At 71.4% G+C, this 26,962-nt stretch carries 27 protein-coding genes; 8 read left to right on the top strand and 19 right to left on the bottom strand.

Annotation, left to right across the window (positions count from 1 at the left end; all coding sequences use genetic code 11):
• The first annotated feature begins 38 nt into the window (after positions 1–38).
• Positions 39–911, top strand: a complete 873-nt coding sequence (locus G6G98_RS05835) for an SDR family NAD(P)-dependent oxidoreductase (protein WP_243842016.1) — start codon at positions 39–41, stop codon at positions 909–911.
• Positions 912–962: 51 nt separating this feature from the next.
• Positions 963–1,778 (top strand): SDR family NAD(P)-dependent oxidoreductase, encoded by an 816-nt coding sequence (locus G6G98_RS05830; RefSeq protein ID WP_067349971.1) that lies wholly within the window; start codon positions 963–965, stop codon positions 1,776–1,778.
• 13 nt (positions 1,779–1,791) lie between these two features.
• Here the strand turns inward: G6G98_RS05830 and G6G98_RS05825 are convergent, their stop codons facing one another.
• From G6G98_RS05825 to G6G98_RS05795, 7 genes are all read right to left on the bottom strand, one after another.
• A complete protein-coding gene (locus tag G6G98_RS05825; protein WP_164233281.1) occupies positions 1,792–2,442 on the bottom strand; it encodes an HAD-IA family hydrolase in 651 nt (216 codons plus the stop codon).
• 117 nt (positions 2,443–2,559) lie between these two features.
• Entirely contained in the window at positions 2,560–3,252 is a 693-nt protein-coding gene (locus G6G98_RS05820) for an ABC transporter ATP-binding protein (RefSeq protein ID WP_164233283.1), read from the bottom strand.
• Positions 3,249–5,039 (bottom strand): branched-chain amino acid ABC transporter ATP-binding protein/permease, encoded by a 1,791-nt coding sequence (locus G6G98_RS05815; RefSeq protein ID WP_067349976.1) that lies wholly within the window; start codon positions 5,037–5,039, stop codon positions 3,249–3,251. The genes G6G98_RS05820 and G6G98_RS05815 overlap by 4 nt, the downstream gene beginning before the upstream one ends.
• Entirely contained in the window at positions 5,026–5,886 is an 861-nt protein-coding gene (locus G6G98_RS05810; protein ID WP_067349980.1) for an ABC transporter permease subunit, read from the bottom strand. The genes G6G98_RS05815 and G6G98_RS05810 overlap by 14 nt, the downstream gene beginning before the upstream one ends.
• Positions 5,887–6,028: 142 nt before the next feature.
• A complete protein-coding gene (locus tag G6G98_RS05805) occupies positions 6,029–7,192 on the bottom strand; it encodes an ABC transporter substrate-binding protein (protein ID WP_067349982.1) in 1,164 nt (387 codons plus the stop codon).
• A 57-nt stretch (positions 7,193–7,249) separates the two neighbouring features.
• Positions 7,250–8,038, bottom strand: a complete 789-nt coding sequence (locus G6G98_RS05800; protein ID WP_067349985.1) for a MoaF C-terminal domain-containing protein — start codon at positions 8,036–8,038, stop codon at positions 7,250–7,252.
• Positions 8,039–8,255: 217 nt separating this feature from the next.
• Positions 8,256–9,212 (bottom strand): helix-turn-helix domain-containing protein, encoded by a 957-nt coding sequence (locus tag G6G98_RS05795; RefSeq protein ID WP_067349987.1) that lies wholly within the window; start codon positions 9,210–9,212, stop codon positions 8,256–8,258.
• Between the two features lie 116 nt (positions 9,213–9,328).
• Here G6G98_RS05795 and G6G98_RS05790 point away from each other — a divergent pair, with 116 nt between their 5' ends.
• Positions 9,329–10,489, top strand: coding sequence for a hypothetical protein (locus G6G98_RS05790; RefSeq protein WP_243842015.1), 1,161 nt, complete (start codon positions 9,329–9,331; stop codon positions 10,487–10,489).
• Between the two features lie 24 nt (positions 10,490–10,513).
• Here G6G98_RS05790 and G6G98_RS05785 read toward each other — a convergent pair whose 3' ends face one another.
• Positions 10,514–11,374: a MurR/RpiR family transcriptional regulator gene (locus tag G6G98_RS05785; RefSeq protein ID WP_067349990.1), complete on the bottom strand. Its 861-nt coding sequence runs from the start codon at positions 11,372–11,374 to the stop codon at positions 10,514–10,516.
• A gap of 72 nt (positions 11,375–11,446) precedes the next feature.
• On the opposite strand from G6G98_RS05785, the gene G6G98_RS05780 reads away from it, so the two are divergent.
• Entirely contained in the window at positions 11,447–12,352 is a 906-nt protein-coding gene (locus tag G6G98_RS05780) for an N-acetylglucosamine kinase (RefSeq protein WP_164233285.1), read from the top strand.
• Positions 12,342–13,277 (top strand): N-acetylmuramic acid 6-phosphate etherase, encoded by a 936-nt coding sequence (murQ, locus tag G6G98_RS05775; protein ID WP_067349996.1) that lies wholly within the window; start codon positions 12,342–12,344, stop codon positions 13,275–13,277. The genes G6G98_RS05780 and murQ overlap by 11 nt, the downstream gene beginning before the upstream one ends.
• An 81-nt stretch (positions 13,278–13,358) precedes the next feature.
• Here murQ and G6G98_RS05770 read toward each other — a convergent pair whose 3' ends face one another.
• Positions 13,359–15,335 carry a primary-amine oxidase gene (locus G6G98_RS05770; protein WP_208321428.1) on the bottom strand — a complete coding sequence of 659 codons (1,977 nt, stop codon included), beginning with the start codon at positions 15,333–15,335 and terminating at the stop codon, positions 13,359–13,361.
• 195 nt (positions 15,336–15,530) lie between these two features.
• A complete protein-coding gene (locus G6G98_RS05765) occupies positions 15,531–16,115 on the bottom strand; it encodes a TetR/AcrR family transcriptional regulator (protein WP_164233287.1) in 585 nt (194 codons plus the stop codon).
• A 66-nt stretch (positions 16,116–16,181) separates the two neighbouring features.
• Between G6G98_RS05765 and G6G98_RS05760 the strand changes: the two genes are divergently transcribed.
• Positions 16,182–16,712 carry a hypothetical protein gene (locus G6G98_RS05760; protein ID WP_164233289.1) on the top strand — a complete coding sequence of 177 codons (531 nt, stop codon included), beginning with the start codon at positions 16,182–16,184 and terminating at the stop codon, positions 16,710–16,712.
• Positions 16,713–16,748: 36 nt separating this feature from the next.
• On the opposite strand, the gene G6G98_RS05755 is transcribed toward G6G98_RS05760, so the two are convergent.
• The 6 genes from G6G98_RS05755 to G6G98_RS05730 are packed head-to-tail and all read right to left on the bottom strand — an operon-like array spanning position 16,749 to position 22,767.
• Positions 16,749–17,897 carry a multidrug effflux MFS transporter gene (locus G6G98_RS05755; RefSeq protein WP_164233291.1) on the bottom strand — a complete coding sequence of 383 codons (1,149 nt, stop codon included), beginning with the start codon at positions 17,895–17,897 and terminating at the stop codon, positions 16,749–16,751.
• A 26-nt stretch (positions 17,898–17,923) separates the two neighbouring features.
• Positions 17,924–18,907 carry an alpha/beta hydrolase gene (locus tag G6G98_RS05750; protein WP_164233293.1) on the bottom strand — a complete coding sequence of 328 codons (984 nt, stop codon included), beginning with the start codon at positions 18,905–18,907 and terminating at the stop codon, positions 17,924–17,926.
• Positions 18,904–19,902: an alpha/beta hydrolase gene (locus G6G98_RS05745; protein ID WP_164233295.1), complete on the bottom strand. Its 999-nt coding sequence runs from the start codon at positions 19,900–19,902 to the stop codon at positions 18,904–18,906. Before G6G98_RS05745 ends, G6G98_RS05750 begins: the two co-directional genes overlap by 4 nt.
• Positions 19,903–19,945: 43 nt before the next feature.
• Positions 19,946–20,905 (bottom strand): aldo/keto reductase, encoded by a 960-nt coding sequence (locus G6G98_RS05740; RefSeq protein WP_164233297.1) that lies wholly within the window; start codon positions 20,903–20,905, stop codon positions 19,946–19,948.
• An 8-nt stretch (positions 20,906–20,913) separates the two neighbouring features.
• Positions 20,914–22,014: a zinc-binding dehydrogenase gene (locus G6G98_RS05735; protein ID WP_208321427.1), complete on the bottom strand. Its 1,101-nt coding sequence runs from the start codon at positions 22,012–22,014 to the stop codon at positions 20,914–20,916.
• 15 nt (positions 22,015–22,029) lie between these two features.
• Positions 22,030–22,767 carry an SDR family NAD(P)-dependent oxidoreductase gene (locus tag G6G98_RS05730; RefSeq protein WP_164233299.1) on the bottom strand — a complete coding sequence of 246 codons (738 nt, stop codon included), beginning with the start codon at positions 22,765–22,767 and terminating at the stop codon, positions 22,030–22,032.
• A gap of 100 nt (positions 22,768–22,867) precedes the next feature.
• Between G6G98_RS05730 and G6G98_RS05725 the strand changes: the two genes are divergently transcribed.
• Positions 22,868–23,836: an aldo/keto reductase gene (locus G6G98_RS05725; protein WP_164233301.1), complete on the top strand. Its 969-nt coding sequence runs from the start codon at positions 22,868–22,870 to the stop codon at positions 23,834–23,836.
• 2 nt (positions 23,837–23,838) lie between these two features.
• On the opposite strand, the gene G6G98_RS05720 is transcribed toward G6G98_RS05725, so the two are convergent.
• Genes G6G98_RS05720 through G6G98_RS05710 form a run of 3 tightly spaced genes read right to left on the bottom strand, consistent with a single transcriptional unit; the run spans position 23,839 to position 25,108 of the window.
• Entirely contained in the window at positions 23,839–24,405 is a 567-nt protein-coding gene (locus G6G98_RS05720) for a hypothetical protein (RefSeq protein ID WP_067350019.1), read from the bottom strand.
• Positions 24,406–24,422: 17 nt separating this feature from the next.
• Positions 24,423–24,740: a DMT family transporter gene (locus G6G98_RS05715; protein WP_067350021.1), complete on the bottom strand. Its 318-nt coding sequence runs from the start codon at positions 24,738–24,740 to the stop codon at positions 24,423–24,425.
• Positions 24,737–25,108, bottom strand: coding sequence for a DMT family transporter (locus G6G98_RS05710; RefSeq protein ID WP_067350026.1), 372 nt, complete (start codon positions 25,106–25,108; stop codon positions 24,737–24,739). Before G6G98_RS05710 ends, G6G98_RS05715 begins: the two co-directional genes overlap by 4 nt.
• Before the next feature lie 268 nt (positions 25,109–25,376).
• On the opposite strand from G6G98_RS05710, the gene G6G98_RS05705 reads away from it, so the two are divergent.
• A complete protein-coding gene (locus G6G98_RS05705; protein ID WP_243842014.1) occupies positions 25,377–26,906 on the top strand; it encodes an ABC transporter substrate-binding protein in 1,530 nt (509 codons plus the stop codon).
• The last annotated feature ends 56 nt before the right edge of the window (positions 26,907–26,962 follow it).

Below are 26,962 nucleotides of genomic sequence, written 5' to 3'. Positions count from 1 at the left end.
GCGTTGCGGGGCGTGCGCTTGACGCTGAGCGAAAGACGATGGTTCGAGCGCGCACACCCGCCGCCGGGCCGTTCGACGAGCGGATGCCGGAGGGGCAGGATGACGGTGAAGACACCGCCGTCCTCACCCGCGCCGCCGGCGCACGGCGGCTGTCCGGGGACAGGATGGATCTCGAACTCGCAGGGACGACCGCGCTCATCACCGGTGCGGCGAGCGGCATAGGCCGAGCGGCTGCGCTCGCGCTCGCCGCGGAGGGCGTGCGGGTCGCGCTGCTCGACCGCGACGGCGCCCCGCTCCGGGAGACGGCGCAGGGGTGCGCGGATGCCGTGCTGCGGGTCGCCGACGTCACCGATGAGGAGCAGGTCGCAGACGCCGTCTCCTCGGCCATCGCAGAGCTGGGGGGACTGGACGCCGTCGTCTGCTGCGCGGGGATCTCCGGCCCGGTGGGCATCGGGATCGACGGGATCTCGCTCGCCGACTGGAACATGGTCTTCGCGGTGAACGTCACCGGGCCCTTCCTCGTCCTCAAGCACGCGCTTCCGGTCCTGCGCGCGTCATCGGCGGCATCCGTCGTCCTCGTCTCCAGCGACTCCGCCTTCGTCGCCTCGCCGGGCATGGTGCCGTACTGCGCCTCCAAGGGAGCCCTCGTGCAGTTCGCCAGGGCCCTGTCGGTGGACCTCGCCGGCGCCGGCATCCGGGTGAACACCGTCGCGCCCTCGATCGTGGACACGCCGATGAGCCGCGGCGACCTCGGCGCAGAGGCCTTCGCGGCGCCGGACTTCCCCGTGCAGACCGCAGACGAGGTCGCCGCGCACATCGCCTACCTGGTGTCGCCGCGTACCCGCGCGGTGAACGGCACCACCCTTCTCAGCGACTTCGGGTACACCGCCCGCTCGGGGTTCCCCGCCTGACGGCGCCCGAGACACGACGCGCACACGCGCCAGACACACACAGGAGCACACATGGGACTCACCGTCGGATCGACCGTCACCGGACGCGTCGTCGTGATCACGGGCGGCGGCACCGGAATCGGCGCCGCGATCGCCGAGCGCTACGCCGCGGAGGGCGCGCACGTGGTGGTGGTCGGACGGCGGCCGGAGCCGCTGCAGGCGGTGTCGAAGGCCGTCGGCGCGCACGCCATCGTCGCGGATGCCGCCGACACCGCATCCTCTCAGGCCGCGGTCGCCGAGGTGCTGGCCACCTTCGGGCGCATCGACGTCCTGGTCGCGAACGCCGGCGGACACGGCTTCTCCCCGGTCGGGGAGACCGACGACGCCGGCTGGGAGGCGTCGATCCGGGCGAACCTCACCACCGCGTTCACGATGGCGAGGGAGGCGCTGCCGGCTCTCATCGAGGCGAAGGGGCAGATCGTCATCGTGTCGTCGATCGCCGGTCTCTTCGCCGGGCCCTCGGTGGCGGGGTACACGGTCGGCAAGCACGCGCTGATCGGCCTCACGCGCTCCCTGGCGCGCGATTACGGCCGTCACGGCGTCCGGGTCAACGCGATCTGCCCCGGCTGGGTGCAGACGCCGATGGCCGACGAGGAGATGGACGAGTTCGCGGCGCACGCGGGGCTGGACTCCCGCGAGGAGGCCTATGCGACCGTGACGGCCGACGTGCCCCTGCGGCGCCCGGCCCGCCCCGCCGAGATCGCCGCGGTGGTGCGGTTCCTCGGATCCGGGGAGTCGTCGTACATCACTGGGGCGGTGATCGTCGCCGACGGCGGCTCGCACATCGTCGACGTGCCCACGATCGCCTTCGACCACGCCGGCATGTAGCCCGGCAGCGGTCTCAGCCGACGCGGAGCTCGAACCCGTCGTCCGTCGGGACGACGGCCACCGCGGTCAGGTCGGCGATGTGGTACTCGGGGGAGTGCGCGCCGGCGTGCTTTCCGATGCCGATCACGCGCATCCCCGCGGCGTGCGCGGCCTGGATGCCGGCACCGGAGTCCTCGAAGACGACGCAGTCGGCGGGCTCGACGCCCAGCAGCGAGGCGCCGAGCAGGAAGCCCTCCGGGTCCGGCTTCGATGCCGACACGCGCTCAGCCGTCACCGCGAGCTCCGGGACCGCGAGCTCCGCGGCCCCCATGCGGGCGTTCATCAGGGCGACGTCCGCCGAGGTGACGATCGCGTGCGGGAACGGCGCGATCGCGGCCAGGAACGCGCCGGCTCCGGGGATCTCGACGATCCCGTCGACGTCGCTCGCCTCGGTCGTCAGCATCTCCTGGTTCTCGCGGAGGTTGATCTCGTGGTCGCGCTCGGGGAGCAAGATCGCCATGCTCTGGTGCCCCTGGCGGCCGTGCACGACGCTGAGCACGTGCTCGCGATCGAGCCCGTGCGGCTCGGCCCAGGCGAGCCACAGCCGCTCCACGACGGCCGTCGAGTCGACGAGGGTGCCGTCCATGTCGAGCAGGACGGCGCGGGCGCGGATGGTCTCGGTCACCCCTTCAGGCTACCGCCGCGCAACCCGCGCTCATTCGAATGCTCCCGTCGCGCAGAACGTCGGCTCGAGGTGCCGGCAGGCGACAGTCTGCTCGACGGGAGCATCGCCGGGAGGCCGTCAGCCTCCGAGGTAGGCCCGGTGCAGCAGCTCGGGGTCGCCCTTGAGCGCCTCGGAAGCGCCCTGGAAGGACACCTTCCCTCCCGCGACGACCACGGCCTCGCGGGCCAGGCTCAGCGCCAGCTGCGTGAACTGCTCGACGAGCAGCACGCCGACGCCCGAATCGGCGATCGACTTCACGATCGGCATCAGCCGCATGAAGACGACCGGCGCGAGACCCAGGGACATCTCGTCGATGAGCAGGATGCGCGGCTTCGCGGCGAACGCCCGCGCGAGCACCACCATCTGCTGCTCGCCGCCTGACAGCAGCGCGGTGGGGGAGTCGATCCGCTTCTCCAGCTCCGGGAACTGCGCGAGGGCGGCGTCCAGCTCGGCGGACGTCCGCGCGGTCAGGGAGATGTTCTCCCGCACCGTCAGCGAGGGGAACACGGCGCGCCCCTGCTCGATGTGCACGACGCCGCGACGCGCCCTGGCGACCCGCGACAGCTTGTCGATCGGCTCGCCGTCGAGCGTGAGCGAGCCGGCCGAATGCGGGGTGACACCGGAGATCGACTCGATGAGACTCGTCTTGCCGGCGCCGTTCGGCCCGACCAGGGCGAGCACCTCGCCGCCGGACACCGTCAGCGAGACGTCGGAGATCACCGGTCCCGCGCCACGGCTCACCGTGACGGCATCCAGCACCAGTTCGCTCATGACAGCAGCTCCGTCTCTCCCATGTACGCCTTCACGACCTCGGGGTTCGCCAGCACCTCGGCCTGCGGGCCGGTGGCCAGCACCCTGCCGAAGTCCAGCACGGTCAGCGTCGGGCAGACCGAGCGGACGAGGTCGAGGTCGTGCTCGATGATGATCAGTGCGACGCCGTACCGGGCCGGCAGCTCGCGCAGCCGCGCGGCCAGCGCCAGGTGCTCGTCGTGCGAGAGGCCGGCGGCCGGCTCGTCGAGGATGAGTAGCCGAGGCCGGGCGATGACGTTCGCCGCGACCTCGACGAGGCGGCGGGTGCCGACGTCGACGCTCGACAGGCGGGCGCGGGCCGGCGGGCAGCCGAAGAACTCGAGGACCTCGTCGATGTCGGATGCCGCGAGCCGGCGTCGCGCGACGAACCGCACGTACGCGCCGACGGTGAGGGCCGGCGGAACGCGGTCCTGCTGGAACGTGCGCCGCAGGCCCAGCCGCGCGCGGCGCGTGGGGGAGAGGCCGGCGAGGTCGCGCCCGCCGAGCAGCACGCGCCCGCCGTGCTTGGGGAGGAAGCCGCTGATCGCGTCGACGAAGGTCGACTTGCCGGCGCCGTTCGGGCCGATGAGACCCATGATCGACGCGGCGGGCACCTGGAACGAGACATCGTCGTTGGCCTTGAGTGACCCGAACTGCACGGTCAGCCCCTCCACGGTGAGTACGGGCTCTCCGCTGAGCGCGGCCTCGTCGACCGTGGCGGTCGTGGTCGTCGTGATCGCGGTCGCGTCGGCGGCGGCGTCCGGCGGCAGCGCCGTCAGCTTCGCGTTCGCCGTCTTCCGGTCGGCCCGGCGCCACAGCGCGTCGCGCACGGTCTGGCCGAGGTTCGTGCCGCTGGTGAGCGCCTGGACGCCGAGGACGCCGAAGACGACGAAGCCCCAGTTCTGGTCGACGCCCCAGCGCTTGAGCAGCTCGGGCACGAGAACCCAGAGGATGCCGCCGAGGATCGCCATGTCGATGAGGTGGGCGCCCGACATGATCGCGAGGACGTACAGCGCGAGCGACTGCAGCGGGGTGAAGCTCGATGCGAACGGGAGCTGCACCTGTCCGGCGAGCAGGCCTCCGGCGACGCCGCCGAGCGCCGCGGAGACGGCGAACGCGGTGAGCTTGGCGACCTGCACGCTCTGACCGGCGGCGGCCGTGCCCCGCTCGGAGAACGCGACCGCCTTCCAGCTGGAGCCCCAGCGGCCGCGCTGCAGGAAGAACACGCCCAGTGCGCAGACGGTGAGCACGATGATCGACAGGAAGAAGAACTGGCGGTCGTTGGAGAACAGGTCGGGGCGCTCGATCGACGTGCCGTCGACGGAGCCGGGGAACTGGATCTGCACGAGGGTGACGTCGGCTGCGGCGGCGAATCCGAGCGTCACCACGGCGAGGTTCACTCCCCGCAGGCGCAGCGCGGGGAGCCCCACGAGGATGCCGACGAAGCCGGCCGCGACGCCGCCGAGCACGAGCCAGACGACGAAGCCGCCGGGCGCCTGCATCACGTTGAGCAGCGAGACGATCCACGCGCCGACGGCCGCGAAGGTCAGCTGGCAGAGCGCGATCATGCCGGCGGATCCCGTGACGATGCCGAGGCCCAGGATCGCGATGGCCGCGATCACGGCGCTGATGGCGAGGAAGACGAAGTAGCCCGGCAGGGCCGCACTGAGGATCGCGCCCACGCCGACGGCGGCGGCGGCGACCGCGAACGGCCAGGCGGCCTTGAACGCGCGGTTCTCGAGCAGACTCGGGCGGTCAGCGAGCGGCATCCCACACCTCCTTGCGCTGCGTCCAGAGCAGCAGGGCGACGATGAACAGGAACGGGAGGAAGTTGCGCACCAGGGCGACCTCGTCGATCTGGGCGACCAGTCCGCCGAGGATGCCGAGCACGAGCCCGCCGATGACGGCGAGGTCGAGCCGGCGGAAGCCGCCGAGCAGGGCAGCGGCCGCCGCGGGCACGATGAGCATGGAGAGCCCGGTGGCGTCGCTGGACTGCGAGGGGGCGACGATGATGATCGCGATCGCGCTGATGATGCCGGTGACGAACCAGACGGAGATCGACAGCGGGCGAGAGCGGATGCCGAGCAGCTCGGCCGTGGTCGGGCGCTCGGACAGCGCCCGCAGCTGCGTGCCGACCCGGGTGCGGCGCAGGACGATGCGCACGGCGACCGCGGTGACGACGGCCATCGCGACCGTCGCGACGGTGACCTGGCTGATCACGACGCCGCCCAGCGAGAACGCGGGGCCGGCGATGATGGGGGTGAACGGCTGCGGCTTGTTGCCGAACAGGATGAACGACAGCGAGATGAGCAGCAGCAGCGGTCCCACCGTCATCGCCGAGCGGGTCGTCGTGGATGCCTCCGACAGCCAGGTCGCCGCGATCCAGCCGATGGCAGCGGCGAGGAGCCCCGCGACGAGCACGCCGAGCACGGAGCCGAGCCAGATCGGCAGATCGAGCTGCTGCACCAGCCAGACAGCCGTGAACGCGCCGAACATCCCGGTCGCGGCCTGAGCGAAGTTGACGACCCGCACGAGGCGGCTCATCAGGGTCAGGCACACGCCGAGCACGGCGTAGAGGCCGCCGGCGGCGAGACCGGCGATGGCGCCCTGCAGCATGAGGCGTCCTTTCTGATCGTGGGCAGAGCCCCGGCCGTTGAGCGAGCGAAGCGAGACGAAACGCGGTGACCGAGGTCGATCGCCGGACAGGCGTTTCGTCTCGTCGCTCCGTTCCTCGCTCAACGACCGGGCGGTGGCGGGATCACTCCCCGATGCGGAACCAGTCGTCGGCGACCTGTTCCCAGGCGTTCGTGCCGGACTTCAGCACGATCGGCCATCCGGACGTGTTCTCGGTGCCGAAGGCGTACGGGGTGCCGACCATCGGGTTCTCGATCGGGTCCATGTTCTTCAGCGCCTCGGTGACGCTCTCGCGGGTGATGTCTCCGTCGATCGTCTTCAGGACCTCGATGAAGTACGTCGCCGCGAGATAGCCGCCCTGGCTGAACGAGGTCAGCGGGATGTCGTTCTCCGTCATCAGGTCGCGCCAGTCCTTGTTGATCTCGTTCTCCTCGGTGAACGGGTAGAACTCGGCGGGCACGTAGATCCCGGCGGCGGCGTTGTCGATGGCGGCCGCGAAGTTCTCGCTGTACACGCTGGTGAGGTAGAGGAAGGTGACGTCATCCCAGCCCTGCGCGTTGGCGGCCTTGACCTGTCCGATCGCGTCGGGCTCGATCGGATTCACCGCGAGGGCCTTGCAGCCCTGCTCGCGCGCCTTCACGATGTACGGCGTGTAGTCCGAGGCGCCGTAGGGCACGGTGTCGTCGATGTACTTCGGCTCCTTGCCGGTGAGCTCGGTCCACTTGTCGATCGCAGCCTGGTAGGTCGGGCGTGTGGAGCCCGCGATCTCCAGCAGGATGCAGATGTCGTCGAGGCCGAGCACCTCGGAGCCGTACTGCAGGGTGAGGGTCATGTCGTTGAACGGGCCGACGTTGGCGGGGGAGATGCTGTCGCTGTTGAAGCATCCGGTGTCCACGCCGATGCCGGGCATCGAGAGGATGCCCTCCTGCTCGTAGTACTTGGCGTTGATCTCGCACTCGAGCAGGCTGGCCGAGCCGACGAGGGCGACGGCGCCGTCGCTGCCGACCAGCTCCCGGGCGGATGCGGTGGCCGTGGCCGGGTCGCCCTTGTCGTCGAGCGTCTTGTAGTCGATGGTCGTCCCGTCGAGGCCCCCGGCCTCGTTGAAGGCGTCGAAGACGGCCGCGGCGGCCTGCGAGGCCTCGGGGAAGGTCGCGGGCCCGCTGATGGTGTTGACGGAGCCGACGACGATGGAGCCGCCTTCGCCTCCGCCCTCGCCTCCCGCGCATCCGCTGAGGATGAGCGCCGCCGCGGCGACGTACGCCGCGGCTCCTGCTGCTCGCTTGTTCATGTGATCCTGCCTCTCGTGTTCGGGTGATGCTGTGAGGGATGGTCGACGGGCGCCGGCTCAGACGGGCTGGGCGTCGGGGTAGGCGACGGAGCCGAGCGGGTAGATGTGGCCGCCGGCGCGGGAGTGCTCGGCGTCCCCGTCGCCGGTCAGGCCGAGGAAGATCCCCGTCGTCCTCAGCTGGTAGCCGAGGTCGTGCAGCCAGACGCTGGCGACGGCGATGCGGAACTCGCGGAAGCAGAACAGGTACAGGCCGTCGGCGAACCTCCACACCGTGGAGAGGTCCATGTCGCCGTGTCCGCGCTGCACGCCCTCGAGGCACTGCCAGGCGTAGCGCCGGCTGGACACGTACACGTGCTCGTAGAGGTGCTCGGGGCTGTACCGGTACACGTTGCGCTTGCCGATGAGATCACGGCTCGGGCCGGGGACCTCGCCGGTCGCCGGGCCGGCGTCGGTGACGGCGGCCCAGAACTCCTGACCGACCTGCGGCGTGCCCTCGACGGCCTCTGCGGCGATGCGGGAGCGCACCACGGCTGCACGATGGGTCGTCGTCGAGTAGACGACGGTGATCGCCTCGCGTTCGCGGCTCTCCAGCGGAAGGTTGACGAACACGACGTCGTCGCGCACTCCGACGGCGTCGTACGGATCCGTACCGGAGCCGCCGAGGCCCTCCCAGGTCACGGCGTCGGCATCGAATGCCAGCGACAGCTCCGAGCCGTCGTCGAGGATCAGGCGCAGCCCGGTGCCGGCGAGCGAGACGTTCGGCAGCCGGTACGTGTCGATGCCCGCGGCGAACTCGTCATACGTCCGCCACTCGTCCAGCGCCGGGTCGAGGGAGGTGTCGGTCATGGAGGGTCCTGACATCCGCACGGCGGAGCGACCTCGCTCCGGGCACCGCATCGTCACGGTGCGCTTGCCTCATGCTCGATCCGCCGGCGGCATCCGCTCAAGGAGTGCGCGGCCATCGCGCACCGACAGTCAACGGGCGTGCCCTACGGGGCAAGCGCGCCTTCCTGCCGACGGCACGACGGAGCGCGCCGCGGGGCGCGGCGGCGGGTTCCGGCGTTCAGTGCGCGGCGCGGAACTCGCTGGGAGAGATGCCGAAGGCGGCCTTGAAGGCGCGGCTGAAGTGCGCGGCGTCGACGAAGCCCCATCGGGCGGCGATCGCGGCCACGGGGCGGTCGGCGAGCATCGGGTCGATCAGGTCGCGGCGGCACCGCTCCAGGCGGCGGGTGCGGATCCAGGTGGAGACCGTCACGCCCTGCTCCTGGAAGAGGCCGTGCAGGTGGCGGGTCGAGATGAAGTGCGCCGTGGCGATCGATGCCGGGCCGAGGTCGGTGGACGCGAGGTTGCGGTCGATGTATGCGCGGATGCGCTGCACCAGCGCGCGGTGCGGATCGGCTGACACCTCGTCGAGTCCGAGCTCGCGGGTGAACACGGTCGACACGAGGTCGAGCGCGCTGTGAGTGAGTCGGGCCCCCGTGGTCCCGGCGAGCTGGTCGAGGTTGCCGGCGAGCTGCGTGAGGTAGGGCACCACCATGCCGCCGAGTCCCTCCTGGCCGGAGATGCGCACCGCGGTCAGCTGGCCGACCATGTCGGGCGGCAGGCTGATCAGGTGCTTGGGGAACATCACGACCATGGTGCGGAACTCCTCGTCGAACACGAGGGAGTACGGGCGGTCGGTGTCGTAGACGGCGAGGTCGCCGGGGCGGAGGACCGCCTCCCTGTCGTCCTGGATGAGCAGCCCGGTGCCGGCGAGCATGAGGCTGAGCTTGAAGTAGGAGCGGTCGCCGCGTGCGATCAGCTCAGGGGTGCGCTCGACGACGTGCGAGGTGGCGTGCACCTCGGTGACGTGCACCTCGTCGACCGAGGCCGCGCGGATCCTCCCGCGGAAGTGATCGGGACCGTCGGTGGACACCTGCAGGGGAACGAAGGACTGCGACACGGCCGCGCGGAAATCACTGATGTTGCGCGCGACGAGCGTGGACACCGATTCGGCGGGAGCGGCGGGTGCACCGTTCATGACTGATCACCTCGGGATGGTGGAACGACGACGTTGTATACGATCCGTTCCGTGATGTTATCACCGGCTGTGCCCCGGCGTCACGGCTTCTAGGATGTGTGACGGAGAGGGGGGCGATGAGGGCGTTCGGTGATCGGGTGATGCGGGTGCTGCGCCAGCTGCGCGGGCCCGACACCTCGGAGACGGTGCTCGAGGCGACGGCACTGATCGTCGGCGCGGCGTTCTTCCTCGCGGGCTTCGCCGTCGGATTCCCGGTGTTCTGGGGGCATGAGCTGTCGATCAGCGGCCCCGGTTCGCTCGGCGCCTTCGCCGCCGCCGGCGGGGCGATCACCGCGGCCCTCGCCTTCTTCCTGGGCCGCGGTGCGGTCCGTCCGGTCGAGATCCGCCCCGACGTCCCGCGCGACGGATTCAGCGTTCCCGGCGACCGGCTGCGCTGGTACGACCTCGCCGCCATCGCGTTCGCCCACGCGGCGATCGCGTACCTCGGCTGGCTCGGGGTCGCAGAGCTCCTCGAGCGGAGCTTCATCGGCGCCCCTGTGTACGCGTTCCCCGGAGCGATCCTGATCGGCGTCGCCCTCGCGCTGACCGCCTACGTCAGCTTCCTCAGCTCTGTGGCGCTCACGCCGATGGTGCTCTCCCTCGTCCTTGCGGTCTTCCTCGTGGTCGGAGCCTTCTCCGCGATGCTGGCGTCGAGCGACCCCGGCTGGTGGCGCCTGAACCTCTCGGCTCTCGGCATGAGCAGCAACAGCGCCTCCATCGCCTTCAACGTCACGCTCGTCATCGCCGGGATCATGGTGACGACGATCTCCCGGTACGCGACGGCCGGTCTCCCGGTCGAGGGCCGGAAGGCCAGGCGCGGGCGGTTCGTCGTCCGCGGCGGCCTCATCCTCGTCGGGATCTTCCTCGCCTGCGTCGGGCTGTTCCCCGTCGACGAGTTCTTCCTCGTGCACAACACCGTGGCGACCGGCATGGCCGTGGTGTTCGCGGTGATCGTGGTGGGGCTGCCGTGGTTCCTGCCCACGATCCCTCGGGTGTTCGTGGTGTTCGGGTGGGCGTATGTACTGGTGATCGCTCTGCTCGGCGTGTTCTTCGCAGTGGGCTACTACAACCTCACGGCGGTCGAGCTCATCGCCGCCGTGCTCATCTTCAGCTGGATCATCGTGTTCCTGCGCACCGCGGGCTCCGTCGGGCGGCACGAGCCCGCGCCCGGCTCCGCCGCGTCCGCCGGATCGGGGCAGCCCTCGGCCGAACCCGCGCGCGCCGAGCCCGCGCGCTGAGCCCAGTCGCGGCTCAGTCGCGGCTCAGTCGCGGCGGAGTGCGCGAGTGGCCTCCGCGGTGCGCTGCAGCGCCTTCACCGTGTGGGCGTGGCGCCGCTGGGCCACGCCCACGAACAGCGAGTCGACGAGGGCGAGCTGCGCGATGCGGCTCACCATCGCCCCGGCGCGCAGACGCGGTTCCCGGGCTCGGGTGAGCAGCACGTGATCGGAGGTGCGCGCCAGCGGAGAGTCCCCGGAGCCCGTCACCCCGATCGTCGTGGCGCCGGTGGTACGGGCGGTCTCGAGGAATCGCACGGTCTCGACGGTGGAGCCGGAGGTGGAGAAGCCGATGGCGACGGTGCTCCCCGCGCCGAGTGCCGCGGCGCCGATCGCCTCGTGCGCATCGGACAGCACGATGGCGGCGCGCCCGATGCGCAGGAGCTTGTGGGCGAGGTCCGCGGCGGTGAGCCTGCTCGCCCCGATGCCGAACAGCAGGATTCGCTCGGCCCCGTCGATGTCCTCGACGGCCGCGGCGAGCACCTCGAGGTCCAAGGAGGCGATCGTCTCCTCGATCGCCAGGGCTTCCAGGGCGGCGACCTTCGTGATCGCCTCCTGGAGCGAGTCCTCGGGGGCGATCTCCGATCCGAACCCGCTCGAGCCGCTGAACTGAGCGGACTCCCTGCCGAGCTCGGAGGCGAGGGCGACGCGGAGGGCCGCATAGCCGCTGATCCCGATGGCGCGGCAGAAGCGGACGACTGACGCCACCGACGTCTCGCAGGCCGCGGCCAGCTCGGTGATCGTGCTGTCGACGACGAGCGCCGGGTTCGTGCTGATCGCCGCGGCGATGCGGGCGAGTGACGGCGGCAGGGCGTCGACCTCCGCAGCGATCCTCGTCTGGACGCTCATGTCCGATCTCCTCTTCTTCCCGTGCTCTAAACAATAGTTTCATGGTTGAATGGGAATAGGTACACTATTTTCATGCTCGGATCCGAACCCCTCCTCGCCGTCGATCTCGGCAAATCCCGCTGCCGCATCGTGCGCAGCGACGGAGGGCAGACCGTTCGCAGAGACGGTGTCGGCACCCCGGGGCTCGCCGCGCCCGGCGGCGTGGACGACGCGTACGACGCGATCATCACGCAGATCGATGCGGTCGACGACGGCCGGCTCGTCGGCGTCGGCGTCGGCGCCGCCGGAGCCTGGGCGGCCCCCGACGCGGCAACCGCGCTCGCTCATCGGCTCGCCTCCAGACTCGGTGCACCCGTCGCCGTCACCTCTGACGTGGTGACGGCTCACGCCGGCGCGCTGGCGGGACGCGACGGAGTGCTGCTCATCGCAGGGACCGGCGCAGTCGCTCTCGGCCTCGACCGTGATGGAGCCCGGCTCATCGACGGCTGGGGGCCCGAACTCGGTGACCTCGGCAGCGGCTCCTGGTTCGGACGCGAGGCGCTCCGCGCCGTGCTGCGCACATCGGTCGGCCTCGGGCCGGCGACGGTGCTCGCCGACACGGTCACCGAGGTGACGGGTCCGGCCTCCGCCATCCCCGGATGGGCTGCCGGTGAGGAGCCGCTCGCACGGCGCATGGCCGCCCTCGCGCCGCTGGTGCTCGACGCCGCGTCCGGCGGCGATGACGTGGCGCTCAGCATCGCCGCCGAGGCGGTCCGCCTGCTCACCGCCTCCGCGATCGCCGCCTCGGCCGGGGATGCCGATGTCGCCCTCCATGGCGGGCTCACCGAGCATCCGTGGTTCCGTGAGGCGCTGACGGCCTCCCTGGCCGGCTCAGAGTGTGCGGTCGTGCCTGCCGCGGGCGACGCCCTCGACGGTGCACTGCTCCTCGCGCGCCGCGATGACCTCCCACATGAAAGGTTCGTGCACCGTGCCGAATGATGATGCTCGCCTGAATGAGCTCCTCGAGGAGCTCTCGCACCTCGCCACCGAGACGGTGACGCCCGACCGGGGCGATCTCGACCTCCTCAGCACCACGGACCTCGTGCGGGCGATGAACGCCGAGGATCGCACAGTTCCGGATGCGGTGGCCACCCGGTCGACCGAGATCGCAGCCGCCGTCGACGGCATCACCGACCGCTTCCGCCGCGGTGGGCGCCTCATCTACTTCGGTGCGGGCACCGCCGGTCGCGTCGGCGTCCTCGACGCGAGCGAGTGCCCGCCCACCTTCGGCACGGATCCGGGCATGGTCGTCGGCCTGATCGCCGGTGGCGAGGTCGCGATCCGCTCCGCCGTGGAGGATGCCGAGGACGACACCGAGGCCGCCGCGGCGTCGCTGCGCGAGCTGGAGCTCTCCGAGCGCGACACCGTCGTCGGGATCTCGGCCTCCGGGCGCACGCCGTATGTGGTGGGCGGTCTCGAGTTCGCCCGGGAGGTCGGGGCGCTCACCATCGCGATCTCCTCCAACGAGGGCTCGGCGACCGGGGCCGTCGCCGACATCGCGATCGAGATCGTGACCGGACCGGAGTTCGTCTCCGGATCGACGCGTCTCAAGTCCGGGACGTCTCAGAAGCTCGTGGTGAACATGCTCACCACGCTGTCGATGATCAAGCTCGGCAAGACCTATCGCGGAGTGATGGTGGACCTCATCGCCACCAACGAGAAGCTGCGGGCGAGGTCGGTCCGCACCGTCATGCAGCTGAGCGGCGCCGGTGTCGACGAGGCCGCTGCCGCCCTCGGCGCCGCCGGGGGCTCGGTGAAGCTCGCCCTTCTCATCGTGATGACGGGTGCGCCAATCGAGAAGGCGGCACCCGCGCTGGAGAGCGCGGGCGGCGTCCTCCGCGACGCGATCGCCGCGCTCCGCTGAGCCGACGGAGCTCGACTCGTCGATCGATTGGCGGCTCCTTTCCCGGGAGGCGCCGCTCGCGGTGCCGGCGGACCTGCGGGCTCAGTGGCCGCAGGCGCAGGCGGCGCCACCACCGCAGCATCCGGCATCCGCCCTGCCGTGCGCCTGCGAGGACTCGGGCACGTCCATCGCCGGGTTCTGGTCGAGGAAGCCGTACGGCTTGAACCAGAAGCCCGCATAGTCGACGGGCATGATCGGCCAGTCCTCGGGGCGCGGGAAGTGCGTGAGGCCGAAGGTGTGCCAGAGCACGATGTCCTCGCCGTCGAGCGACCGGTCGCCGGCCGTGTACTCCGGCAGCCCCGCACCGCCCTGGTGCGCGTTCGGGTAGCGTCCCGCAGGCCAGATCTGCCCCTGCTCGTGCTGCGTCGCCCACAGGTGCTTGGTGGCGAAGGCCGCGCGCGCCGCGACGGAGGATGCCGGGTCGGCCATCAGGAGGGCGGTCGGCTCGGGGATGAGGTGGTAGGCGGTGGGGCGGCCGACGTGGTTCGTGCGGGACGCGCTCTGCACCTCCCAGACCCGGGCGGCCGAGGAGTCGGCCTCGCGCTGCGCCTGCTTCTCGGTGAGGAGCGGCGTCTCCGACCAGGTGAAGGCGTTGCCGAAGGGGTTGTCGGGGCCCATCGGGATGCGCTGCGCGTCGACCTCCACGAGCCGGTTGTCCTCGCCGTCGATGGCGACGTCGAGGCGTGCGCTGAAGAGGTGCTGGTGCACCGGCGCGAACACTCCGGGGGCGAGCTCGGTCGCGTGCTTCTGTCGCACGCCGGGCTCGCCGGCGCCGGCGAAGACGATGCCGGTGGCCTTGGCGACGACCTCGATGGATCCGTCGAGGTAGAAGTGCCAGTAGAAGCCGTAGTCGTAGTTGCCGATCGTGGAGAAGTAGGAGATCACGAAGCGACGGGAGCGGCGCACGTCAGAGCGGCCTTCGAGGTTCGTGTGCTTCCAGAGGATGCCGTAGTCCTCCTCGTGCATGCAGATCACGTTCGGGATGCGCACCGGGTGGCCGTGATCGTCGGCGACGTAGCCGTCGAGGTAGCGGATCACGCCGAGGCAGTCGCAGCCCAGCTCGAGGTGGTTGGCGTTCTTGCCGAGGAGGTACTCGCCGGCGTCGAAGTAGCTGATCCAGAAGCGGCCGGGCGCGGTGTCGCCGTAGGGGACGACCATCTCGGGCACGCTCGCGCGGCTGAGAACGGAGCGTCCGTCGAAGGTCACGTCGTGCAGCACCAGGCCCTCGCGGGCGTTGAAGCTCACGCGCATCGCCCAGTTCTGCCACTCGACGAGCGATCCGCTCACGCCGAAGCTCGGGCCCTCGGGCTGCGTGATCTCGATCGGCTTCAGGGTGGTGCGGGCGGGCCCCTGGATCTCGGGGTAGTAGTTGCCGTGGCCGGCGGGAACGGGGACGTCTCCGACGTCCTCGACGCGGATCACGCTGTTCGTCGTGAGGTCGATGTGCACGATCAGTCCCTCGACGGGGCGCGCCCACGGGCTGTCGTCCTCGTCGTGGCGGAGGAACGTGAGCGAGCGGATGACGCGGCGGCCGACCTCGTCAGCGCGTCCGGTGTACCCGGGCGCGAGCGGCGAGCAGAAGGCGAGGTCCATGTGCTCCTCGAGGCCACGGCGGCGCATGGCCGCCTGCCACTCCGGGGACGCCTTGGCGATCGCCTCGGCCCGCTCGTACTCCTCGAAGAGGTACTGCGGCTGCCCGTACGGCGGCGCGTCGTTCGGGACGCGCTCGGCGCGGAGCACCTCGCCGCGGGTGATCGAGACGACGACCTCGGTGGCGACGCCGGTCGCGGTGTCGAGGAGGGTCGCGTCGACGCGCCTGTCGATGGGGGAGCCCGGCTTCCAGCTCGCGAGCTCGGCCTTGGTCGGCTCGTCGGGGAGGAGCATCGGCACGCGCATCGTCTCGCCCAGGAGGCCTGCGGCGTCGAGCACGGCGCGGGCGGCGGCGATCTCGGCGCCGGTGAGCGGGTCGAGCGGATGCGGGACGGCGATCTTCTCGATGGTGACGGGCTGGTGGGACATCTTCGTACCTCACTATTTCGAGCGAGTGCTCAATAAACGGGTTGGGAAGAGAGTACGCCGGGGTCCGTCGTCTGCGCAAGCACTGTGTCGGACGGGCACGGATTCGGAGATCGTGCGTGCCGCGCCGGGCAGAGGGCGCTGTCGCCGGCGTTTCCGGTCCGAGATCCGAAGCAGTGCCCGAGATGCCGGCGTCGCTCAGGCGCGCCAGGGGGCGAGGATGCTGCGCAGCACCGCGACGTGCGCGGCGGCGTCCTGCGGCTCGGTGACCTCGACGACCTGCTGGCCGTAGGTGACGGAGCGGAGCAGGGCCATGACTGCGTCCGTCGGCGTCTCGGGCCGCAGCTCGCCGTCGGTGACGGCCTCGTCCAGTGCCTCGCGGATGCCGCCCTGCCAGGTCGCGAGGGTGGGCGCCCCGGCATCCGGCGCCGGCGCGAGGGTCGCGAGCCGTCCCCAGAAGCCGACGACGACGTGCGCCTCCGTGCGGGTGCGCTCGTCGACCGGGAGGACCTCGTTCATCAGCGCCTCGAGCCGGGCGAGCCCGCGGAGCCCGGCCGTCGCGGCGGCGATGCGCTCGTCGGTGCGGCGGGTGACCTCGGCGGCGGCGGCGCGGATGACGTCGTCGAAGCCGTCGAAGTAGTGCCACAGCGATCCGGTGGCGACGCCGAGCTCCTTGGCGACGGCCCGGGAGGACACGTTCTCGTGTCCGTCGCGGGCGGCGACGACGAGGAGCGCCTCGGCGATCTGCCGGCGGCGCTCATCGTGGTCGACGACGCGGGGCACCTGCCCATCCTGCCGCATGCGGATCGGGTCTGGCTATCTTGAGCGGTTGATCAATATAATGCCGTCGTGGATCACCTCCTCCCCGCAGCACCGTGGCTGATGGCTCTCGCGGCCACCGTCTCGGCCGCCGCGTGCGTGGGGGCGTGGCGGGTCGTTCCCTGGCAGGGGCGGCAGTCCGCGCTGATCATGGCGGCGGCGATGGTCGCCCTTGCGGTCAGCGGCGGCGACCCCCGCGCCGGTCTGCTGCTCGGCACCGCGCTCCTCGTGTCGGCCATGCTCGGCACTGTCGGGGTCCGCGGCACGCCCGCCGCCGCGATGTGCTGCCACCGGGCGCTGGTGTCCCTCGTGATGGCGCTCTGCGCCTTCGAAGGTGTCGCCGCCGCGTCGACGGACCCCGCGCCGGCGCACGCGCATGGCGCCGGGCTCGCCGGCGTCCTGCCCGCCCTCGTGATCGTCGGGACGGTCGGCGTCATCCTCTGGACGGTCGTCGCGGAGTGGCTGCTGCCGCCCGTCCATCGCGGGCGCACCGCGCGGCTGCTGACCATCGAGTCGTGGGCGATGGCCGCCGGCGTGGCCGTGATGTGCCTAGGGTTCTGAGGCACCGGACGGAGCGGCCGCGGGCCGCACCATCAGTCACGCCGCCGTCGCAGCGATGCCGGCCGCGGTCGTCATCGTGAGCGCCATGGTGATCGCGTTCGTCCCGCCGATCCCGGCCGCGACCGGTGCCAGGACGGGGCCGAAGAGGAAGGTGGCGACTCCGAGCAGTGCGGATGCCGTGCCGGCTCTGGCACGGTGATGGGTCAGGGCGAGGGCCTGCCCGTTCGGCCCGCCGACGCCCGCGCACAGCATGAAACCGGCGAGCGCGGCGATCACGCCCGCGGGGCCGGTGCCGGCCAGCGCGATCGCGAGGAACGCCGCCGTCGCGAGCAGCGTCGCGGTGATGCCGCCGAGGTAGACGTTCAGCGGGCCCCAGCGCCGGACGACCAGGCGGCTGGTCTGGCTGCCGGCGATGTTCGCGAGGGCGCCGGCGGCGAAGGCGAGGCTGAAGCCCTGCGGCGTCAGCCCGAACTCCTCCTGCAGCACGAAGGGGGACATCGACAGGTAGGTGAAGAAGGCGACCCCGCCCGCCGCGCCGGCGCAGAGCACGGCCAGGAAGAGGCGGTCCCGGACGACTCCGCCGCCGTGTCCGACGAGCTCTCGGACGCCGCCGGCGTGACGATCCTGCGGATCCAGCGTCTCCGGCAAGGCGAGCACGACCACGAGCAGCAGCGCGACACCGACGCCGCCGAGCACCCAGAAGATCCCGCGCCAGTCCATGACGCGTGCGAGCTGGCCGCCGACGACCGGGGCGATGATCGGAGCTGTTCCGGAGACGAGGAAGAGCAGGGACAGCATCCGCGAGAGCTCCGCGCCCTCGAACTGGTCGCGGGCGACGGCGAGGCAGATCACGATGCCCGCGGAGCCCGCGAGACCCTGCAGGAACCGGGCGAGGAGCAGGAGGTCGATGTTCGGCGAGAGGGCGCACAGCACGGACAGGGCCGCGAAGGCGGCCACGCCGATCATGAGCGGACGACGTCGCCCGAACCGGTCGGTGAGGGGACCGGCGACGAGCTGGCCGAGCCCGAGACCGATCATGCAGGCGGACATCGTCGCCTGGCCGAGCGCCTCCGTCGTGCCCAGCGACGCGGCGAGCTGCGGCAGCTGCGGGAGGTACAGATCCATCGACAGCGGCCCGAACGCCTCCAGCATCCCGAGCACGAGCATGGCGCGCAGTGTGCCCATCCGGGGCCGGCGCGGAACGGCGCCGTTCATCCGTCGGGGCGGAGCACGCGCCGCAGCCAGCTCTCCCTGGCGGCGTTCGCGGCTCGCGAGACCTCCGCTTCAGGGGAGAACCCGTGGAAGCCGTGGTAGCCGCCGGCCCACACGTGCAGCTCGGCCTGGCCTCCGGTGGCCCAGATGCGCAGGGCGTAGTCGACCGCCTCGTCGCGGAACGTCTCGGCGGCGCCGACCTCGATGAAGGCGGGGGCGAGTCCGGACAGATCCCGGGCGCGCGCCGGAGCGGTGTAGGGGGAGACGTCGTCGCTGAAGCGGTCGGCGCCGGCGATCGCGTCCCACGCCGTGTCGTTGTTGTTGCGGTCCCAGGCGCCGAAGCCATCGTACTGCCGGCTGGACACCGTCTCGTTGCGGTCGTCGAGCATCGGGCAGCCGAGGAGCTGACCGGCCAGCCGCGGCCCGCCGCGGTCGCGTGAGAGCAGCGCCACGGCGGCGGAGAGCCCGCCACCGGCGCTCATGCCCGACGCGATGATGCGGTCGGGGTCGATGCCGAGCTCCTCGGCGTGGGCGGCCATCCACTCCAGTGCGGCGTAGCAGTCCTCGGCCTGCGCGGGCCCCGGATGCTCGGGAGCGAGGCGGTACTCGACCGCGACTCCGACCGTGCCGTGCCGCTCGGCGAGGTCGATGAGCTCCCCGGTGCCGAAGAACCGGGTGCCGAGCACCATGCCGCCGCCGTGGATCGACAGCACCGCCGGCGCCGGAGCGGATGCCGCGCGCGCGGGCCGCACGATCGTGACCTCGACGTCGGGGGAGCCTGCGGGGCCGGGGATGGTCCGGTGCTCCCAGGCGACGGCGCGGCCCTCGGCCTGAACCTCGATCGGCGGGATGATCGTGGCGAAGTGCTCGCGGTTCGCGTGGATCGTGTCGGCGCGCAGCGGGATGATCTCGACGAGGTCGACGAACGCGTCGAGCCCGGCGACGAGCTCGGGGTCGTAGGGCACCGGCGCGGGGGCGGTCATCGCGTGGCTCCCCAGATGCGGCGCAGCCACGAGGAGCGTGCGGCGAGAGCGGCGCGGGTGATCTCCGCCTCCGGCATGTACATGTCGAAGCCATGGGCGCCACCGCCCCAGACGTGGAGCTCGGCCCGGCCTCCGGTGGCCCAGATGCGCAGCGCGTAGTCGGTGTCCTCGTCGCGGAAGGCCTCGGCCTCGCCGACCTCGATGTAGGCCGGCGGAAGCCCCGACAGATCGGTGGCGCGGGAGGGCGCGGCGTAGGCGGAGGCATCCGGGCTGAAGGCGAGGTCGTCGCCGAGGACGCACGACCAGGCGAGGAGGTTCATCTCGCGCTGCCAGGTGCCGATGCCGTCGTACTGACGGCTCGATATGGACGTGTTCGTGTTGTCGATCATCGGGCAGAGCAGCAGCTGACCGGCCATCTCAGGCCCCCGGCGGTCACGGGCCATGAGGGCGACCGCGGCAGCGAGCCCGCCGCCCGCACTGCCGCCGCCGACGATGATCCGGTCGGCGTCGACGCCGAGCTCCGCGGCGTGCGCATGCGTCCAGGCGAACGCCGCGTAGCAGTCCTCCACGCCTGCAGGGAACGGGTCCTCCGGGGCGAGGCGGTACTCGACGTTGACGGCGACCACGCGGTGATCCTCGACGATGTCGACGACCCGCGCGGTCTCCCAGGAGCGGTGGCCGACGATCATGCCGCCGCCGTGGATGTTCACGAACCCCGGAAGGATCTCGCTCTTGCTGCCGCGGGGGCGGAAGATCGTGATCTCGAGGTCGGGTTGACCGGCGGGGCCCGGGATCGTGCGATCCTCCCAGTCGATCGCCCGACCGGCGATGACCGCGTCGTTGCCGGGGAACATGCGGTCGGTCCCCTCCCGGGGAAGCGTCTCGCGGGTCAGCGCGGGCTGCGGGTTCCGGGCGATCTCGTCGAGGACGGCCTGCACCTCGGGGTCGAAGGGCACGGGCGCCACGGTCGGATGTCCGGCGGCGGTGACGGTCATGGGGTCTCCAGGGGTCGGTGGGATCGCGGGTGGGGCGGGGATGTCAGGGGCCTTCGGGGTCGACGACCCCGCGATCGGCCCAGAAGGGTTCGACGAGCCGGCGCAGCTCCGCGGCGCCGACGCGCTCCACGAGAGTCGCGGCGTCGAGGTTGGCGCGCAGCTGCTCGACGCTCGAGGCTCCGAACAGCGTCGTCGTGAGGGCGGGGTGGGTGAGCGTGAAGGCGATGCCCAGCTGCGCGGGCGACACGTCGAGGGAGGCGGCGAGCTCGGTGAACGCCGGGATGTCGGCGATGATGCGCTGCCGGATGTCTCCGGGGTCGCGCCCGATCTGCCGGCCTCCGTCGATCTTCCCGGCCAGCACGCCGCCCTCCAGGCAGTCGGAGGCCTGCAGGGTGAGGCCCTGCTCCCACAGACGGGCGAACGGCTCGCCGTCGGGGATCGACCGGCGTGACACGCTGTACTTCAGCTGCGCGATCTGCGGACCTGCGACGCCTTCGGCCGCCGCGATGTCGATGAGGTTCTGGATGCTCGACGCCGACCAGTTGTTCACGCCCCAGGCGCGGATCAGTCCGGCATCCGCGAGCCCGGCGAGATCGAGGACGAGGTCGCGGAGCTCGATGTCGTCGCGGCGGAGGTCGCCGAGGACGACGAGGTCGGCATGCTCGACGCCGACGCGCATCAACGCGTTCTCCAGCTGGGGGCGGAAGCCGTCGCCTGCGAACGACTCGAGCCAGAGCTTCGACGACAGCAGCCAGTCGTCGCGCTTCAGGCCCGCTTCGCGGACCATCGCGGAGAAGATCACGTCGGTGAAGACCGGCGGCATGCCGGGAACGGAATACACGCCGACGTCGAAGAGGTCGACGCCGCGGTCGACGGCCTCCCTCAGCATGGTCACGGCGTCGGCGAAGTCCATCCGGTCGTAGGTGTGCCACGACCCGAGCGAGAAGAGCGAGGTGCGGATGCCGCTGCGGCCGATCTCGCGGCGGGGGAGGGAGGTGGTCATCGGGGTCCTCACAGACTCGGGTCGATGACGGCCTTGACCTCATCGAGCTGGTGCATGTGCGCGATCTTCTCCGAGGCTGCGGAGAGTCCGACGGGCGGGCTGAAGAGGTCGTCCCAGGGGAAGCGGTCGGCGAACGCGGTGAAGAACTCGATCGCCCTCGCGTAGTCGGAGATGTCGCCGTTGAGCGAGCCGACGAGAGTGAGCTCCCTGCCCATGATCGCGCTGAGCGGGAAGCCGTCGCCGGCCGGTCCCGTGGAGCCGACGATGACGACCGTGCCGCGCTGTGCGGCCATGCCGACGGCATCGGGACCGACGCTCGGAGCGCCCGCGAAGTCGAAGACCACGTCGGCGCCGAGCGCGCCGGTGAGGGCGCGGACCTGCTCGACGACCGGGCCGTCGCGGAAGTCGACGACGGCGTCGGCGCCGAAGCGGGCGGCGAGCTCGAGTCGTGCGGCGGGCGCGCCGACGGTGATGACCTTTCCTGCCCCGGCGATCTTGGCGACGGCGGTGGCGAAGATGCCGAGGGCGCCCGACCCCTGCACCACCACCGTCGATCCGGGGCGGATGCGCCCGGCGCGCTCGAAGGCGCGCAGCACCGTCTTGGCTGCGCAGCCGGCCATCGACGCCCAGGTGTCCTTCACCGCGGCGGGGAGCAGCAGCTTCGCGGCACCCGGGGTGACGTACGCGTACTCGGAGAGCCCGGCGGTCGCGAACGGGGGCACGTCGGCGCGCTGCAGGAAACCGTACCCGCGGCGGGTGCAGGCCACGGGTTCGCGGAGCACCACGCAGCCGTGGCACTCGCCGCAGGTCGATTCCGACCAGCCGATCCGGTCGCCGGGGGAGAGCGGGCGCCCCAGGGCGTCCCTGGTGTCCGGGCCCGTGGCGACGACCTCGCCCACCATCTCATGGCCGAGCACCATCGGGAGCATGCCGGGGAACGTCATCCGGCCCTCCCAGATCTCGATGTCGGTGCCGCACAGGGTGGTGCAGGCGATGCGCACGAGCGCGGCGCCCGGCTCGATCTCGGCCGGCAGCGGCAGGTCCTTCAGCGTGAGCGGCTCACCGTGCGCGGTGAGAACCGCGGCACGGGTCATGGTGGGGATCGTCATCGTCTCGTCCTCCGGTCAGACCAGGAGCTGTCCGCCGTCGACGGCGACGGAGACCCCGGTGATGTGGCTGGCGGCATCGCTCGCGAGGAACAGCACGAGCGGCGTGATCTGGTCGACCTCGGCGATCGTGCCGAGCGGGATGCGCGACTCCCAGGCCGCACGGGCCGCGGGGTCGGCGGCGAAGCCGGCGGTGAGCGGCGTGATCACGGGGCCGGGGGCGACGGCGTTCACGCGCACCCCCGACGGGGCGAGCTCGATCGCCGCCGTGCGGGTGAGCGCGTCGACGGCCGCCTTGGTGGCTTCGTAGTGCCCGAGACCGGGGGTGGGCTGGCGGGCGCCGATCGAGGAGATGTTCACGATCGCGCCGCGGCCGGCGCCGGCGAGCAGCGCGCCGAAGACGCGGAGCATGAGGAACGTGCCCCGCACGTTGACGCGCAGGGCGGCGTCGACGACGTCGACGGGGACCTCCTGGAGGGTGCCGCCGCCGGCGACGACGCCGGCGTTGTTGACGAGCACGTCGAGTCCGCCCTCGCGCCCGATCCGCTCGGCGGCGGCGGTCACCGAGGGCTCGTCCCCGATGTCGAGGAGGAGCGCGGTCGCGCCGATCTCGGCGGCGACCGCAGCGGCGGCATCCGCGTTCACGTCGCCGATGAAGACCTCGGCGCCCTCGGCGCGGAAGGCGGCGGCGATGCCGCGGCCGAGGCCGGAGGCGCCGCCGGTGACCAGGACTCTGCGGGCGGGGGTTTCGGTCATGTCGGTCCTCACTGACGGCTGCGCTGACGGGGTGAGTCAGTTATATTCTACAAACATAGAAAAACACAAGCCCGGTCTGAACGACGCCGAAGGAGCCTTCATGCCCACTCCGACATATCCCCGGAAGCCGCTGGCGCGCGGGGGTGCGGCCGTGCCGCCGCTGGCCCTCGGGTCGTGGAACACCTGGGACCGGATGCCGTCGGACGAGGCCGTCGCCCTCATCCGACGGGCGGTCGAGCTCGACGCGGGCTTCTTCGACGTCGCGTACTACAACATGGGCCCGCACGCGGAGAACTCGCGCACCGACATCCTCTTCGGCGAGGCGCTGCGGGCGAGCGGCGTGGCCCGCGACGACATCGTGCTGTGCGGCAAGCTGTGGCTCTGGGACTGGCCAGGCCAGCCGTTCCGCGGGCAGCTGCTTGAATCGCTCCAGCGCGCCGGGCTCGACCGCTTCGACACGCTCGTCGTCGGCGACTACATGGTCGCGCCGGACATGGCTCGGCTCGTCGATGACGTCAACGCCCTCATCGACGAGGGGCTCGTCGGCTCCTGGGGGATCAACAACTGGCGCATCGAGCACACCCGCGAGGCGCTCGATGTCGCGGCGCGGCGCGGGCTCGCCGGTCCCTCCTTCGCGCAGCTCAAGTACGGCATCGCCCGGCGCGCCATGGCGGAGGGCGACGCCTACGGGCCGCTGTTCGCCGACGGCACGCTGACGCTCCAGGCGTCCGACGTGTTCGAGGGCGGGATCCTCGCCACCGGTCGCGTGCCGCAGCGCAAGATCGGCGCCGACGTCGGCGGCGTCCGCGAGCAGATCGCGGCCCTGTTCCCCGAGGTCGCCCGGGTCGCCGACGGGTTCGGCGTGACTCCGGCGGCCCTCGGCATCGCGTTCTGCCTGTCGAACCCGGCCACCGCGAACGTCCTGTTCGGCGCCTCGCGTCTCGCGCAGCTCGAGCAGAACCATGCCGCCCTCGCCCTCGCCCTCGCCCGCGACCACGGCGCCGAGGTGCGCGCCGCTGTCGCCGACTGCGCGGTCGATCGCGAGGTCCGCGCCGACGGGGTCTGGTGACCTCAGGCGCCGCGGCGGGCCCGTGCGCGCGCGATCGAGAACCCCGCCAGCCGGATGCCGGCCACCAGGCTGCGGATGCCGAGGGCGACGGCGAGCGCCACGCTGCCGGAACCGGGTGAGATCACGCACAGCGCGATGAGTGCGACGTCGATCGCGGCGTGCGCGTAGTCGGTGCGCGGGGTCGTCGATTCGCCGCGGACGGCGGTGACGACGTGCTCGATCGCATTCGACGCCATCACGGCCACGGCGAGCCAGATCATCGCGATGGTGGGAAGCGGAGCGAGCAGCACCGTGAGGCCAGCGGCCGCGGACAGCACCCCGATCGCGACGCCCCACAGGCGCGGCGGCGGCTGGATTCCGCTGGCGACGTCGTCGAGGCCGGAGAGGAGGAAGCCGAGGCCGGCGAGCATCGCGATCCGGGAGGTGACACCGCTCGGATACAGCAGGAGAAGAGCGCCCGCGACCAGGGACAGTGCGGCCATCGCGAGGGTGGCCCACCAGGGGACGCGGCGGGCGATCCGGGCCATCGCCGTCTGCAGGGCCGATGCGCGGGTGTGCAGGGCGTTCACCCCGCCATTGTCTCGCGTCAGTGCCCGAACTCGATGAGGCCGACGCCGATCGCGATGAGCGCGACGCCGGCGGCCATCAGGAGGGAGAAATGATCCTTGAAGATCACGCGTCCGAGGATCGCGGTGAGCGCCACGCCCGCGGCCGCCCAGACGCCGTAGGCGACGCCGACCGGCATCCCCATCGCGAGGATCGCCCCGAGGAGGACGAACGCGGCGAGGTAGCCGATCACGATCACCGGTATCCAGCGGCGCCGACGGAGCCCTTCGGACGCGCGCAGGCTCAGGGTCGCGGTGACTTCGCTGGCGATGGCGAGTGCCAGCAGCACCCAGGTCACGAGGTCGCCTCCGCGGCGGGCACGCGCGGGTGCGAGCCGAGCTCGACCAGCAGCACCCCGATGACGATGGCGCCGACCCCGATGATCTGGACCGTGCCCAGCGTCTCGCCGAACAGCACTGTGCCCAGGATCGCGGTGAGCACCACGCCGATCGCCGACCAGATCCCGTAGGCGACGCCGACCGGCATCCCGCGGTCCAGGACGACCGACAGCAGCCACAGCGATCCGCTGTAGCCGAGGACGACGGGGATCAGCCAGAGCGGATGCGTGAAGCCCTCCGCCGCGCGCAGCGACAGCGTCGCCGTGACCTCGAGGGCGATCGCGAGGAGGAGCGGCGGCCAGGCCGACCGGCGGCGGGGTGCTGTCATCGAAGGCCTTTCGGGGCGGGGATCCGTCGGGGAGAACAGTGGTGATGCTCCCAGGATTCCCTGTCCCACCGGTGAACTCGTGCGTCCGGTGACAAGCCCGGTGCGCCGGGCGTCATGACGTCCGGCGATGCGGGACGAGAACGGTCTTGTGCTCTTTTTCCACATGTGTAGACTAACCAGCACGACACATCGACGTGGCGTCGGTCCCGCCAGCGGGCCACGGCACGGAGAACCTTCTTCACCACTCCTGCACCCGAGAGAAGGAACCATGAAACGAATGCCCCTCGCACTCGCCGCCGCCCTGGCCGCGTCGCTCGCCCTCACCAGCTGCAGCGGCGGCGGCACGCCGTCGCCCTCCGGAGACACCGGCGTCACCGGACCGGACGCCCTCAACATCGGCAACTTCCTCGACGTCACGTCGTGGGACCCGTCGCTCGCGGACATCGGCTTCGACGGGCCGTACCTCTCCGCCGTGTACGACGCGCTCGTTGCGCTCGACGCCGACGGGGAGCCGATCCCGTCGCTCGCGACCGGCTGGACCGTCGCCGACGACGACCTCAGCATCGAGATGGACATCCGCACCGACGCGGTGTTCAGCGACGGCACCCCGGTCGACGCTGACGCCGTCGTCACCAGCCTCGAGTACCTCAAGGCCGGCGCACGCTCCGGCGAGGCCTACGTCAACGTCTCCTCCTTCGAGAAGCTCGACGACGACACCATCACGATCAACCTGACCCAGCGCGACGACACGATCCTCTACTTCATGGGTCTCGGCCGCAGCTACGTCGCCTCCCCGGCGGCGATCGAGGCGGGCACCCTGGGCGCGGAGCCGATCGGATCCGGTCCGTACATCCTCGACACGGCGACCAGCGTGGCCGGCGCCGAGTACCACTTCACCAAGGTCGACGACCACTGGGATGCCGGCGCGTACGAGTTCTCGCAGCTGGCGATCTTCCCGATCATGGATGCCACGGCGCGCCACAACGCCATGCTCAGCGGGCAGATCGACGTGCAGTACGGCGATGTCGCGAACCTGGCTCAGGCGGAGGAGCAGGGCTGGAACGTCGCCGAGCGCGTCTCCGGCTGGGCCGGTCTCGTCATCACCGACCACACTGGTGCGAAGAGCGAGCCGCTCGGCAACCTGGAAGTGCGTCAGGCCCTGAACTACGCCTTCGACGGCGCGGGGATCCTCGCCGCCGTCGGCAGCGGGGCCGGCGTCGCCACGAATCAGGTCTTCCCCGACGGCGGCGGCATCAACGATCCCGCGCTCAACGACCGGTACGCCGTGAACATGGACAAGGCCAAGCAGCTTCTCGCCGACGCCGGTTACCCCGACGGCTTCTCGATCTCCATGCCGATGTCGCCCGTCTTCGAGGTGTGGAAGCCCTCCGCCGAGCAGGCGCTCAACGAGCTGGGCGTCACCGTCACCTGGGACAACATGCAGATGCCGGACTACCAGCTGAACGCCCCGAACTACCCGATGTTCATCTCCTTCCTGGCGATGGACGGCAACGAGGTCGCCACGGTCGCCCGGCAGGTCACCAGCGTGCAGTGGTTCAACCCGGCGCCGGACTACGCGCAGAACGACGTGATCGCGCCCCTCGTCGAGAAGGTGCGGACCGAGCGCGGCGACGCGCAGACCGCCGCGGTCAAGGAGCTCAACGAGGCGCTGGTCGACCAGGCGTGGTGGTCGGTCTGGTACCAGGCGAACAACATCTACTACAGCACCGCGGGCATCCAGGTGCAGCCGGTCGTCGGCATGATGTTCCCGACGCTGCGCTACATCACCCGCGGCTGACGCTCGCCGGGGCGACCGCTCTCCGGTCGCCCCGGCATCCCCGTCCTCCGACCCCC

Source organism: Microbacterium hydrocarbonoxydans, assembly GCF_011752045.1.
In the GTDB taxonomy this organism is placed as follows: Bacteria; Actinomycetota; Actinomycetes; order Actinomycetales; family Microbacteriaceae; genus Microbacterium.
The sequence above is the reverse complement of the archived record's forward strand: the minus strand, read 5'-3'. Positions and strand labels throughout refer to the sequence as shown.